A 14,251-nucleotide genomic window follows, 5' to 3' on the forward strand; every position below is an offset into this window, starting at 1 on the left:
TATTTTCATAAATCTAAAAGAAGTTCAACACACTCAAACAAAAGTCAGGGGATGAGCGAGTAGTGGCTATTCAAAAGGTGATGGTAGTAGGTGCTGGTCAAATGGGATCGGGGATTGCACAAGTTTGTGCACAAGCGGGCTTTGACGTGTTACTGAATGACATGAAGCAGGAGTTTTTCGATCGTGGGCTAGGGGTTATTACAAAAAATTTAGCAAGAGACGTAGAAAAGGGAAGAAAAACAGAGGAAGAAAAAGAAGCGATACTTGGACGCATTACGATGTCGCTACATCTGAATGATGCGAATGATGCGGACCTGGTAATTGAAGCGGCGACAGAAAATATGGATATTAAACAATCGATATTTAGAGAATTGGACAGCATCGCTCCCAAACATGCAATCTTGGCAACGAACACTTCGTCCTTGCCGATAACAGAAATTGCTGCTGTAACAGAACGACCGGAACAAGTGATCGGCATGCATTTTATGAATCCTGTGCCGGTGATGAAGCTCGTTGAAATCATTCGTGGGCTAGCAACAAACGATGAGGTTTATCAGTCGGTTGAAGAAATGACGAGGAAATTATCCAAGACACCGGTGGAAGTAAATGATTTCCCTGGTTTTATTTCAAACCGTATATTGCTTCCAATGATCAATGAAGCGATATATGCCCTTTATGAAGGGGTGGCGTCGAAAGAAGCGATTGATGATGTCATGAAACTTGGAATGAATCATCCGATGGGTCCACTGACGCTGGCGGATTTTATTGGCTTGGATACATGCCTGTCAATCATGGAAATCCTGCACGATGGCCTGGGGGATAGCAAGTATCGCCCATGTCCATTGCTCCGTAAATATGTGGCGGCAGGTTGGCTTGGAAGAAAATCCGGCCGTGGGTTCTATGTGTACGAAGATTAAGTCAGGAGGGTTTCTATGCATCTAGTATTTACAGAAGAGCAAATAATGATGCGGGATATGGTGCGTCAATTTGCAGAGAGTGAAATTACTCCATTCATTGACAACATGGAACAGGGGGAATTCCCCCATGAAATCCTGAAAAAAATGGGCGGGCTTGGGCTGATGGGCATCACTGTTCCACAAGAGTATGGAGGAGCAGGAATGGACTTTACTTCCTACATTCTGGCCATCAACGAACTGTCTAAAGTAAGTGCGGTAGTGGGGGTTATCCTATCGGTCCATACTTCGGTAGGAACAAACCCGATCTTATATTTTGGAACAGAGGAACAACAGAAAAAATATGTTCCGAAGTTAGCGAGCGGCGAGTATTTAGGGGCATTTTGCTTAACGGAGCCTGAAGCTGGATCGGATGCCGGGGCATTGAAAACCAAGGCTGTTAAACAGGATGATCACTATATCCTGAATGGGTCAAAGGTGTTTATTACAAATGGCGGGGAAGCGGATGTATATATTGTGTTTGCTTCAACGAATCCTGCCAGAGGTTCCCGAGGGATTTCCGCATTTATCGTGGAGAAGGATACGCCAGGGTTCATTGTTGGAAAAGATGAGAAGAAAATGGGGCTTCACGGATCCAGGACGGTGCAGCTAACTTTTGAAAATATGAAAGTCCCTGCAGAGAATTTATTGGGCAAGGAAGATGAAGGCTTTAAAATTGCGATGGCCAACTTAAATATAGGGAGAATCGGCATTTCCGCACAAAGCTTGGGGATTGCAGAAGCGGCATTATCAGCTTCTGTAAACTATGCGAAAGAGCGAATCCAATTTGGGAAACCGATTGCTGCCAACCAAGGGGTCGGTTTTAAATTGGCGGACATGGCAACAGCGGTAGAGGCGGCAAGGTTGTTGGTTTATAGAGCGGCGAACCTCCAATCTCTTGGATTGCCATGCGGCAAAGAAGCATCGATGGCGAAATTATTCGCATCCAAAACAGCGGTCAATGTTTCGACAGAAGCTATCCAAGTATTTGGAGGATACGGCTATACAATGGATTATCCTGTGGAGCGATATTTCCGTGACGCCAAAGTAACCGAAATCTACGAAGGCACAAGCGAAATCCAAAAAATCGTCATAAGTGCCAGGTATACAAACAATTCTAAAAAGTCTGAATAGTTTTTGATTTGTGTGAGTGCCTGGCACACACACAGTACACACAGTACACACAGTACACAATACAGCACGTGAACACATTTTGAATAACGGGGGAATGGGAAGATGAATTTTCAGTTGTCTGAGGAGCATCAACAATTACGTGAGATGATCCGTGATTTTGCATTGAATGAGGTAGCACCGACAGCCGGTGAACGTGATGAGGAAGAACGTTTTGACCGTGAAATTTGGGAGAAGATGGCCGAGTTGGGGCTGACAGGCATTCCCTGGCCCGAGGAGTATGGTGGTGCTGGATTTGATTATCTAGCTTATGCGATTGCAGTAGAGGAGCTGTCGCGTGTTTGTGCGTCAACCGGCGTAACGCTATCTGCACATACATCGTTGGCAGGGTGGCCGATATTCAAGTTCGGCAACGAAGAACAAAAACAAAAATACCTCCGACCTATGGCGGAAGGGAAAAAAATCGGGGCGTATTGTCTAACGGAAGCCGGATCTGGAAGTGATGCGGGAGGGATGAAAACGACAGCAAAGCTTGACGGTGATGAGTACGTGCTGAATGGCTCGAAAATTTTCATTACCAATGGCGGCATTGCGGATACTTATGTAGTGTTTGCAGTTACAGATCCAGAGTCAAAACATAAAGGAACAAGTGCGTTTATCGTAGAGTCGAGCTTCCCGGGGTTTGGCGTCGGCAAAAAAGAAAAGAAAATGGGGATACGTTCTTCACCAACGACCGAAATTATCTTTGACAACTGCCGCGTCCCTAAAGAAAACCTTCTTGGAAGTGAAGGGGAAGGCTTTATCATTGCCATGAAAACATTGGACGGCGGAAGAAATGGTATCGCTGCCCAAGCGGTTGGAATTGCTCAAGGTGCCTTGGATGCAGCAACAGAATATGCAAAAGAACGGGTGCAATTTGGAAAGCCGATTGTTGCAAACCAAGGAGTCTCCTTCAAACTGGCCGATATGGCAACAGCAATTGAAGCTTCCAGACTATTAACTTACAACGCTGCGTGGTTAGAATCGAATAACCTTCCTTACGGGAAAGAATCGGCAATGGCAAAACTAATGGCAGGTGACACTGCAATGTCTGTCACAACTGAGGCAGTTCAAGTATTCGGTGGCTATGGCTATACAAAAGACTATCCTGTGGAGCGCTATATGCGTGATGCAAAGATTACGCAAATCTACGAAGGAACACAAGAGATTCAGCGACTGGTAATCTCTCGTATGATTACAAAGTAATCGATGTCAGAGCAAAATGGGAAAATCCTTGTTAAATCATCCATTAAAGATGAAGGCCTCATCGAGATTCGAAGAAGGCAAATCGTTGAAGGGGCGATGAAACTTTTTAAAGAAAAGGGCTTTCATCGTGCCACAACAAGGGAAATAGCCAAAGCTGCCGGATTTAGCATCGGGACTTTATATGAATATATCCGTACAAAAGAAGATGTGCTTTATCTAGTATGTGACAATATCTATCATCAGGTAATACAGCGACTATCGCAAATTTCCACAAGTTCTGGAACCATCGAAGAGCTCAAGGAAGCAATTAAACAGTACTTTTTATTAATAGATAGTATGGTAGATGAATTTACAATCATGTATCAGGAAACAAAAACTTTGCCGAAAGATGCGCAAAGCTATGTTTTAAAGAAAGAGTTGGAGATGGTCGCCCTCTTTGAAAAAATATTAAAAGGGTGCGTACAATCGGGGAATTTACAGGTTACGGACAAGGAGGTCTTTTTGGCTGCTAACCACATCGTTGTTCAAGGGCAAGCATGGGCGTTCCGGAGATGGGCGCTGCATAAGCATTTCACAATTAACGACTACACGATTGCCCAAACAAAGATGTGCTTATCCGGAATCTTGCACTTCAAAGAGTGATGCAGTCCACACCGCAAAAGCATACGTTAGCACGTAGCATGAAGCGGTGTTTTTGTTGGCTGCTGAAATAATTTGTTCAATTCAATGGGGATGGAAACTTTAAACGAACGTTTCTGAAACGGTCACGTTCTTGAAAGGGGTACTAGTATGGTAAATGTAAAACAAGCTCCCGATACAGGGAAACAAGGGGTCTACCGTCCGAAACACCATGTACGATTTGTAACCGCCTCAAGTCTATTTGACGGGCATGATGTGTCAGTGAATATTATGCGCCGTATTCTGCAGGCGAGTGGCGTAGAAGTGATTCACCTGGGCCATAACCGTTCGGTGGAAGAAGTCGTCAACGCGGCCATCCAAGAAGATGCACAGGCAGTCGCCATCTCCTCCTATCAAGGTGGACATATGGAATACTTTAAATACATGTACGACCTTTTAGCCGAAAAAGGTGCCCCGCACATTAGAATCTATGGCGGTGGCGGCGGGGTGATTCTGCCTAGGGAAATTAAGGAGCTTCATGAATATGGAATCGCCGGCATTTTCTCGCCGGAAGATGGGATGCAACTCGGGTTGCAGGGGATGATTAACAAGCAAATCGAGGAATCCGACTTTTCAACCTTAAAAGGCAATTATATGGAACTGCTCGAAAAGCTTTCCACTGACAGCCCAGAAATATTGGCGAACTTGATTACCGCAGCAGAGCTCGGGGGAGACGGGCAAACGGTGCACCTGGTGGAAGAAGCAAAGAAAAGATCCAAAAATACGCCTGTGTTAGGGATAACTGGTACGGGTGGTGCAGGGAAATCCTCATTAACCGATGAATTGATTCGCCGATTTTTGCGTGAGTTCCCGGACAAAAAAATTGCGATTATTTCGGTGGACCCAACGAAGCAAAAAACAGGAGGTGCTCTGCTGGGCGATCGGATTCGCATGAATGCCATTTTCGATCAACGAGTTTTCATGCGGAGTTTGGCGACACGAGGCTCAAGAACAGAGCTATCCGCATCCATCGGTGATGTGCTGGATATTGTAAAAGCAGCCGGGTTTGATCTTATCGTCGTCGAAACAAGTGGTATTGGGCAAGGCGACGCGGAAATCACAAAATATACAGACCTATCGATGTACGTGATGACAAGCGAGTTTGGAGCGCCAACGCAACTTGAGAAAATCGACATGATTGACTATGCGGATTTGATCGTCATTAACAAGTTTGAACGCAAGGGCTCCGAGGATGCACTTCGCCAAGTCCAAAAGCAATATCAACGATCTCACGAGCTATGGTCCGAGGAATTGGATAAGATGCCTGTCTACGGGACGATTGCGAGCCAGTTCAATGATAAAGGGACCAATTCGTTGTTTGCCGCATTGGTTTCCAAAATTAACGAGAAGTTTGACTTTGATTGGAAAACATCCTATGAGTTATTCGTGAAAACGCAGAAACAAGATGTCATCATCCCGAATAACCGCCGCTACTATTTACGGGAAATTGCCGATACAGTTCGGAACTATCATAAAAAAGCATCCCAACAAGTGGAGTTGGCCCGGAAACTATACCAACTGGAAGGGACGATCCATCAAGTTCTGGAAAATACACCGGATGACGTCTTGGTGAAATCATTGGAATCGTTGGCTGAGAGTGTAAGAGGAGAATTATCGGCAGAATCCAAACGCATTCTTGATAATTGGGAGAAGCTCAAGGAATCCTATGCCAGTGAGGAATTTGTCACAAAAGTTAGGGACAGAGAAATTCGAACATTGTTAAAAACGACCTCCTTGTCAGGGACGAAAATTTCCAAAGTAGCACTACCAAAATACAAAGATTATGGAGAAATACTGCGTTGGGTGTATGCAGAAAATGTTCCGGGGGAATTCCCTTATACAGCAGGAGTATTCCCATTTAAAAGAGAAGGGGAAGACCCGAAACGTCAATTTGCTGGAGAGGGAACACCGGAAAGAACTAATAAACGATTCCATTATTTATCGAAAGATGATGATGCGAAACGACTTTCCACAGCCTTTGACTCGGTTACTTTATATGGCGAAGACCCGGATACCCGTCCGGATATTTATGGGAAGGTCGGAGAGTCAGGGGTCAGTGTATGTACTTTGGATGACATGAAAAAGCTGTACGCCGGCTTTGACTTATGTGCACCTTCTACATCGGTTTCAATGACCATCAACGGCCCGGCACCGATCATTCTGGCAATGTTCATGAATACAGCCATTGATCAGCAAGTTCGTAAAAAAGAGGAAGAACTAGGGCGACAGCTGACGTTTGATGAGTTCACTGAAGTTAGGGAAAAGACATTGCAAGTAGTGCGTGGGACAGTACAGGCAGATATTTTAAAAGAAGATCAAGGGCAAAATACTTGTATTTTCTCGACGGAATTTGCCCTTCGGATGATGGGGGATATCCAGGCATACTTCATTGACCACAAAGTTCGAAATTATTACTCGGTTTCCATATCCGGATACCATATTGCAGAAGCCGGGGCAAACCCGATATCGCAGCTGGCATTTACACTGGCAAATGGCTTTACGTATGTGGAATATTATTTAAGTCGAGGCATGAAAATTGATGATTTTGCACCTAATTTATCATTCTTCTTCTCCAACGGCCTGGACCCTGAATATACAGTAATTGGCCGGGTAGCCCGCAGAATATGGGCCACTGTTATGCGCGACAAATATAATGCAAATGAGCGTTCACAAAAATTGAAGTATCATGTTCAAACATCCGGACGTTCATTGCACGCACAAGAAATCGACTTCAATGATATCCGTACTACATTGCAAGCATTAATGGCCCTGCAGGATAATTGCAACTCTCTTCATACAAATGCTTATGACGAGGCGATTACGACGCCGACGGAAGAGTCGGTAAGACGTGCAATGGCGATACAAATGATCATTACAAAAGAGCATGGCTTATCAAAAAACGAAAATCCGATGCAAGGATCGTTTATTGTAGAGGAATTAACAGATTTGGTGGAAAATGCGGTGCTGGAAGAGTTTGAGAGGATGAATGATCGCGGAGGGGTTCTCGGGGCAATGGAAACCCAGTACCAACGCGGGAAAATCCAGGAGGAATCGATGTATTACGAGCATCTGAAACATTCGGGAGAGCTGCCAATCATCGGGGTCAATACGTATTTAAATCCGAATCCTCCTTCTGCCGATAGCATCAATAGTATGGAAATAGCCCGTGCTTCAAAACAGGAAAAAGATTTGCAAATCCAAAATCTGCAAGCTTTCCAAACGCGTCATCAATCAGAGTGTGAAGCTTCCCTAAATAAACTGAAGGAAGTTGCACTCATGGGCGGTAATATTTTTGAACAGCTTATGGAAACAGTCCAGGTAGCAAGTCTAGGCCAAATTACAAAAGCCTTGTATGAGGTCGGAGGGCAATACAGAAGAAATATGTAAGACCACTTTAGCACCTGCTTTTGATATGTTGATCAAGAGCAGGCTTTTTTAATTAAGGAAATAAATGTACGGTTCTTCCAGTTTATATCGTTTCTCCTTGTAGGATTTAGCACCAATATGAGATTTCATTGTGTTTCTGAATAAAATAGCGAAAAAAATGGTACCATTTAGGAGGTATTGGTGCCTTAAATATGAGATAATTTTATCAACCCAACATTTGGTGAAAAAATAGTTCCTTTTTGTTCAAGAAATCTAGTACTATTTTTTCAAATTTAGCTATAATAAATGGGACAGAAGGGAAGGATTTCAATTGCTGAAACAATACTTACATTACATAATCATCCTGGCTTGCTTGATTGGCATCTTCTTTTTGTATGATAAGCAATTAGGTTCTGTTCCACTACTGTTCTTATCGGGTTTTTTATTTTATCTAGGGTTGAAAGAAATATATAAATTAAAAAAGAGTAAATGAAACTAGCATAGTGTATAGCACTTTGTATATAATGGATATTATGTTTAAGATATGTATTATCTTTGTTTGCAGGTAAGGTGGAAAACCACTCACATTTTCCGTCATGGTAAATTAGTGATTTTTTGGAGATCTTGCTTGTAACGGAATTATTCTAATGTAGCTTTTCTGCAGCAATAGAAATCGTGATAGTTAGAGTTGCATCACTTAATGCAAATGTGTTTTGAACAAAAAAATATTACTTGATTTTATTGATAGAAAGGACGTGCACGAGTTGGATATTCGTGAAATGACAAAAGAACAATTAACAGAAGAATCGTTAATTGACTTAGCCTATGCAATTTTAGAAGAGAAAAAAACAGCTATTGGATTCCAGGAATTATTAAAAGAAATTCAAAATTTAAATGGTTTTTCTGATGCCGAGATCCAAGATAGACTTGTACAATTTTATACAGATATGAATATCGATGGACGCTTCCTTTTAAACCATGAAAATGGATGGGGACTTCGTGAATGGTATAAAGTTGAAACGATTGAAGAAGAAACGGCACCGACTGTCAAAGCGCGTAAACGTAAGTCAAAAGCTACTGCAGACGATGAAGAAGATTTGATTGTTGATGAAGACGATCTTGTATTTGAGGAAGACTTCGAAGAATTTGTTGATGAAGAAGTTGAAGACGAAGATGAAGAAGATTTGGACTTTGTTGAAGAAGAAATCGACAGCATCGACGAAGTGGACGCTGACATTGACGACGATCTAATCGAAGAAGAAGATGGATTCATCATTGATGATGATGAAACAGAAGAAGAGGAAGAAGATTTAGACGAAGAGCTGGAAAAATAACTTTTTGTGTAAGACGTGTAGGTGGGGATGACATTTTCCCCATCTACTTTTTTTGTGGCGGTTCTTCAAGGGAAGGGGAACTTGTCGATTCGAATTTTCATACACCTGGGAAGATGAAGCACTTTTTGTGTGGGAGCTTTCAGTGTGAAAAGTGCTTCCTGGAGGGGATGAAGCACTGTTTGGGGAAGATTTCAGCGTAAAAAGTCTTCATGAGAGGTTGATTCCCTTGGTCTAATATAAAAAATACTACAAACGCACGATGATCCAATTTTTACCCAATGAGTACAATACTTCCTTAACTTCCTTCCAAACTGCCTATGAACCTAAAACAGAATAGGCTGAATTTTGAATCGGCTCGAAAAAAGAACAAACTCCATGGAACGAATAATCATTTCGCTAAAAATATTAAAATTATGCTATTCTCCATGAAAGCACTTGACTTCTTATAGCGTTCCATATAATCTTTTACTTGGGCTCCATTCGAGATGGAGAATGACCGTGAACCAATCACGCTCCCCCTGCAAACAATGCAGGAGGAGCGTTTTTTTGTTTTTTCTAGGTCAATAGTAAATATGAAAAACTCTCCATATTTAGTTTGAAAACTTTACGAAGTCGCGATGCAAAATCATCTCAATTCCGTCGAAAGTTTTAATTTTTAGACTTGAAACTTTAGAATTGGGAATGAATGATTATGTACAGATTGATTAAAAGTTCTCAAACTTTCTTAAATATAAATAGCGAACGTAGGTATGAGGAGGAATTTGCAAATGACAAAGTATATTTTTGTAACAGGTGGGGTTGTTTCTTCGCTTGGTAAAGGGATTGTCGCATCATCATTGGGACGATTATTAAAAAATAGAGGGTTGCAAGTAACGATTCAAAAATTCGACCCTTATTTAAATATTGATCCAGGCACAATGAGTCCGTATCAGCATGGTGAAGTGTTTGTAACAGATGATGGTGCAGAGGCTGATTTGGACCTGGGGCACTATGAGCGTTTTATCGATATTAATTTAGGTAAACACTCGACAGTGACTTCCGGCCGTGTATATCAATCGGTTCTTGCGAAAGAACGTCGTGGTGACTACAATGGTAAAACTGTACAAGTCATTCCTCATGTAACGAATGAAATAAAAGATCGTATCCAACGTGCTGGCCGCGAAACTAACGCCGATATTGTCATTACCGAAGTAGGCGGAACGGTGGGGGATATTGAATCCCTTCCATTCCTTGAAGCCATTCGTCAAATGAAATCAGACCTTGGTCACCATAATGTTATGTATGTCCACTGTACGTTGATTCCTTATATTGCAGCTGCTGGCGAGTTGAAAACTAAGCCGACTCAGCACTCGGTAAAAGAATTGCGTTCGTTGGGTATCCAGCCGAATATTATTGTCGTTCGTACAGAGCAGGCTGTATCGGAAGAGATGAAAGATAAATTAGCTTTATTCTGCGACGTTTCACCACGTGACATTATCGAATCACGTGATGCTGAAACTTTATATGATATTCCTTTGAATTTACACGCTCAAGATTTCGATGATATTGTCCTTGAACACTTTGGTATCGAAGCGCCGGAAGCAGATATGGCAGATTGGAAAGAGCTTGTGGCGAAGGTGAAAAATCTTTCGCAAAAAACACGTATCGCTTTAGTTGGGAAGTATGTTGAACTGCAAGATGCGTATATTTCAGTTGTGGAAGCATTAAAGCATGCTGGTTATGTATATGATTCGGATATCGAAGTGGATTGGATTAATGCAGAAGATGTAAATTCCGAAAACGTTAACGAATTATTAAAAGATGCAGATGGAATTCTAGTGCCGGGTGGTTTTGGCGATCGTGGCATTGAAGGGAAAATTTCTGCGATCAATTATGCTCGAGAAAACGATATTCCGTTCTTGGGAATTTGCTTGGGCATGCAACTGGCAACAATTGAATTTGCCCGTAACGTGCTTGGCTTGAAAGGGGCACATTCAACGGAACTAAATAAAGAAACACCATACCCAATCATTGACTTCTTACCGGACCAAAGTGATGAAGTGGATTTAGGTGGAACATTGCGTCTAGGATTATATCCATGTAAGCTAGCAGAAGGTTCCCGTGCCGCACAAGCTTATAATGATGAATTAGTTTATGAGCGTCACCGCCATCGCTATGAATTTAATAATGAATTCCGAGAAGCAATGGAAGCTGAGGGTCTAGTATTCTCTGGTACAAGCCCTGATAATAAATTAGTGGAAATTATCGAGCTGCCGGAGAAAAAGTTCTTCGTAGCTTGTCAGTTCCATCCGGAATTAATCTCACGTCCTCAGCGCCCACAACCGCTATTCCGTGAATTTGTTGGTGCAGCATTTAAAAATAAATAATAATAAAAAAGACCAGAGTGTAGACAAAGTCAATCTTCGACTTTGTCTACACGTTTTTTTAGGCTATTTCCTTAAATGAAAAATCACCCAGACTGTCTTGAAAACGCTTGGCAGACAAGGCGGGCAGTCGAGTGAAGGGATGAATAGAACATTACGTTCATGAGGGGACGAACGAGACAACCAACGCAGGATGAAAGCGTTTATCAACAGTCTGATAATAAAAAAGACTTTTTCCCGATTGAGATGGGGAAAAAGTTTTTTTAATGTAAAATGAACTAGTAAAAAAAAAAAAAAAGGAAAAAAATACAAATTACTAATTATATTTTTAATTATAGTATGATAATATTGAAAGGTAATAAAAACCTCTTTTCGAGTAGAAAAGAGGCTATGTATTAACTATAATTCGTCGTCGTCTGAAATCATTTCGTCATAGTTTAGTTTTATTGCTTCATATATAAAAAGGCCGGCCATTAGATTCGGTATTAAGACACGCTCTCCCAATTTAGTCGGGTGTGGCAGGATTCCGCCCCGAACTTTCATTGAGATATAAGTGTATGCTAGTTCGCTCAATTCATTGGATTCACTTTTTGGTTCGTTTGACACAACCGAAAAAGGGATGAAATTTTCGTATAGTTTTTTTGCCAGATTTAATGCTTCCGGGTTTTCGTTTTTTGTTGTGAAAATGCAAACGCGATCTGCTTCGGTAAGGGGAGTTGTGGTTGACCAACTTTTCAGGTTAATAAATGGTTCCGCGCCGTGCAAAGCATTCGTTTCAATGGCCTGCAATTCATCAAAACAAGCAAAATAGATATTTCCTTGGCCAATACTTGCTTGAGCCAATAGACGTGAAGTTTCTTCAATTGCTTCTTCTTCACTTTGTATAATTCTTTGGAATAGTCCACTCATTTGAGTAGAAAGTATTTTTGACATAATTTCACCTCTTCAATGTATTATAATTTTTTCTTTAGTAAAAAGTAAATTGTGAAGTTTTTGTAAGAGTATTGAAAGGGATTTTTAAAAAAATTATCGAAAATTTATGTTTAAGGATAATAATATCGGGAATAGGGTACTTGGGGAAATATAATAAAATAACCACGTTAAGGGGAAGTTGCTGTGAAAAAAATATTAATTGTAGATGATCAAAAAGGAATACGCCTTTTATTAAATGAAGTCTTCTCCAAGGAAGGTTATAAAGTGTATCAAGCCGCAAATGGTATGGAAGCGCTTAATCTTATTGATCGCGAAGCTATAGATGGGGTCATGCTGGATATGAAGATACCTGGAATGGACGGTATCGAAATTCTAAAAAGAATACGTGAAAAGAATCCTCACCTGCCTGTATTTATGATGACCGCATTTGAAGGCGAGGAGATTCTTATGGAAGCGAATCAATTAGGGATCGCCAAGTATTTTAGAAAACCATTTAATATTTTGGATGTTAGAGATGAAGTGAATACAGTATTAAACGGTTAACTAATTGAAAGGTTCCTGAAAAAGTGTGAAAATTTCTTTAATGCGGAATTTTTTTATTGATTACCAGGCTTAATTGATTTTTTTGTGGCTATCGCAAGCTTTCGCTACATAAAAGCATGACGGCTCATACTTGAGAGCGTTAAAGAAAGATATTTGCGCCTGACGCAAGCTTTCGGCTCAGAAAACAATCCCGTCTCCTAGAACTTGAGAGACGGGTATAAAAATTTTGTGGCTGTCGCAAGCTTTTGCCACAGAAAAGCATGACGGCTGATACTTGAGAGCGTAAAAGAAAGATATTTGCGCCTGACGCAAGCTTTCGGCGCAGAAAACAATCCCGTCTCCTAGAACTTGAGAGACGAGTATAAAAATTTTGTGGCTGTCGCAGGCTTTTGTCACAGAAAAGCATGACGGCTGATACTTGAGAGCGTAAAAGAAAGATATTTGCGCCTGACGCAAGCTTTCGGCGCAGAAAACAATCCCGTCTCCTAGAACTTGAGAGACGAGTATAAAAATTTTGTGGCTGTCGCAGGCTTTTGTCACAGAAAAGCATGACGGCTGATACTTGAGAGCGTAAAAGAAAGATATTTGCGCCTGACGCAAGCTTTCGGCGCAGAAAACAATCCCGTCTCCTAGAACTTGAGAGACGAGTATAAAAATTTTGTGGCTGTCGCAGGCTTTCGCCACAGAAAAGCATGACGGCTCATACTTGAGAGCCGTCATGCTTTTTGCTATGATTAGTCTGGAATATTTATCTTATTAATTTTATTAACTGTCCGAGGGGGATTTTCGAATATGCCATTAGTATCGATGAAAGAAATGTTAATTAAAGCGAAAAATGAGGGGTATGCTGTAGGGCAATTCAATATTAATAACCTTGAATTTACTCAAGCGATTTTGCTTGCTGCCGAAGAAGAGAAATCTCCGGTTATCCTTGGCGTTTCTGAAGGTGCAGGGAAATATATGGGCGGTTTCATTGCTGTAGTACAAATGGTAAAAGGATTAATGGAAAGTTATAAAATTACAGTGCCAGTCGCGATTCATTTAGACCATGGTTCAAGTTTTGATAAATGTAAAGAAGCGGTTGATGCAGGGTTTACATCGGTTATGATTGATGCTTCTCATCATTCATTTGAAGAAAATATTAAAATTACAAGTGAAGTTGTTGAATATGCACATGCCAAAGGTGTTTCGGTCGAAGCGGAATTAGGAACAGTTGGTGGGGAAGAAGATGGTGTGATTGGTGGGATTATGTACGCTGATCCAGCCGAGTGCAAGGCGCTTGTTGAGGCGACAAATATTGATTGCTTGGCACCTGCATTAGGTTCTGTACATGGCCCTTATAAAGGTGAACCAAAGCTTGGCTTCGATGAAATGAAACAAATTGGCGAAGAAACTGGAATGCCTCTTGTACTTCATGGAGGGACGGGTATTCCGGACGAACAGATTAAACGTGCTGTTTCTTTGGGTACTGCTAAAATTAATGTGAATACTGAAAATCAAATTGCATCAACAAAAGTAATCCGCGACATTTTGAATTCCGATGCAAAAGTTTACGATCCTCGTAAATATTTAGGACCTGCACGGGATGCAATTAAAGAAACGGTTATTGGTAAAATGCGCGTTTTCGGTAGCTCGCAAAAAGCATAAAACAATCCAATACTCGATTTGTTTTCAACAAAAGTATTAATTTATAAGGAAGCAGAAT

General features: G+C 41.3%; 11 protein-coding genes. 9 read left to right on the forward strand and 2 right to left on the reverse strand.

What is annotated here, in order from left to right:
- Positions 1 to 62 precede the first annotated feature (62 nt).
- From CD33_RS08485 to pyrG, 7 genes are all read left to right on the forward strand, one after another.
- On the forward strand, positions 63 to 917 hold the full coding sequence (locus CD33_RS08485) for a 3-hydroxybutyryl-CoA dehydrogenase (protein ID WP_036200079.1): 855 nt from the start codon (positions 63 to 65) through the stop codon (positions 915 to 917).
- Between the two features lie 15 nt (positions 918 to 932).
- Positions 933 to 2,087: an acyl-CoA dehydrogenase gene (locus CD33_RS08490; RefSeq protein ID WP_036200080.1), complete on the forward strand. Its 1,155-nt coding sequence runs from the start codon at positions 933 to 935 to the stop codon at positions 2,085 to 2,087.
- A 102-nt stretch (positions 2,088 to 2,189) separates the two neighbouring features.
- On the forward strand, positions 2,190 to 3,329 hold the full coding sequence (locus CD33_RS08495; protein ID WP_036200081.1) for an acyl-CoA dehydrogenase: 1,140 nt from the start codon (positions 2,190 to 2,192) through the stop codon (positions 3,327 to 3,329).
- Between the two features lie 3 nt (positions 3,330 to 3,332).
- A complete protein-coding gene (locus CD33_RS08500; protein ID WP_036200082.1) occupies positions 3,333 to 3,971 on the forward strand; it encodes a TetR/AcrR family transcriptional regulator in 639 nt (212 codons plus the stop codon).
- Between the two features lie 147 nt (positions 3,972 to 4,118).
- The gene (icmF, locus tag CD33_RS08505; RefSeq protein WP_036200083.1) at positions 4,119 to 7,394 is read left to right on the forward strand and encodes a fused isobutyryl-CoA mutase/GTPase IcmF; all 3,276 of its coding nucleotides are present in this window, start codon (positions 4,119 to 4,121) and stop codon (positions 7,392 to 7,394) included.
- A gap of 743 nt (positions 7,395 to 8,137) precedes the next feature.
- Positions 8,138 to 8,707, forward strand: a complete 570-nt coding sequence (gene rpoE, locus CD33_RS08510) for a DNA-directed RNA polymerase subunit delta (protein WP_176400099.1) — start codon at positions 8,138 to 8,140, stop codon at positions 8,705 to 8,707.
- A 767-nt stretch (positions 8,708 to 9,474) separates the two neighbouring features.
- Positions 9,475 to 11,073 carry a CTP synthase gene (gene pyrG / locus CD33_RS08515; protein WP_036200084.1) on the forward strand — a complete coding sequence of 533 codons (1,599 nt, stop codon included), beginning with the start codon at positions 9,475 to 9,477 and terminating at the stop codon, positions 11,071 to 11,073.
- A gap of 396 nt (positions 11,074 to 11,469) precedes the next feature.
- Here pyrG and CD33_RS08520 read toward each other — a convergent pair whose 3' ends face one another.
- Entirely contained in the window at positions 11,470 to 12,003 is a 534-nt protein-coding gene (locus tag CD33_RS08520; RefSeq protein WP_036200085.1) for a DUF2529 family protein, read from the reverse strand.
- Positions 12,004 to 12,186: 183 nt separating this feature from the next.
- Here CD33_RS08520 and CD33_RS08525 point away from each other — a divergent pair, with 183 nt between their 5' ends.
- Positions 12,187 to 12,546, forward strand: a complete 360-nt coding sequence (locus CD33_RS08525; protein ID WP_036200086.1) for a response regulator — start codon at positions 12,187 to 12,189, stop codon at positions 12,544 to 12,546.
- Between the two features lie 177 nt (positions 12,547 to 12,723).
- Here the strand turns inward: CD33_RS08525 and CD33_RS20510 are convergent, their stop codons facing one another.
- Complete coding sequence (locus CD33_RS20510; protein WP_176400097.1) at positions 12,724 to 13,230, reverse strand: hypothetical protein; 507 nt, start codon at positions 13,228 to 13,230, stop codon at positions 12,724 to 12,726.
- A 108-nt stretch (positions 13,231 to 13,338) separates the two neighbouring features.
- Between CD33_RS20510 and CD33_RS08535 the strand changes: the two genes are divergently transcribed.
- The gene (locus tag CD33_RS08535; protein WP_036200088.1) at positions 13,339 to 14,193 is read left to right on the forward strand and encodes a class II fructose-bisphosphate aldolase; all 855 of its coding nucleotides are present in this window, start codon (positions 13,339 to 13,341) and stop codon (positions 14,191 to 14,193) included.
- The last annotated feature ends 58 nt before the right edge of the window (positions 14,194 to 14,251 follow it).

Origin of the sequence: Ureibacillus sinduriensis BLB-1 = JCM 15800 (assembly GCF_000772955.1) — a bacterium.
Classification (GTDB): Bacteria; Bacillota; Bacilli; order Bacillales_A; family Planococcaceae; genus Ureibacillus; species Ureibacillus sinduriensis.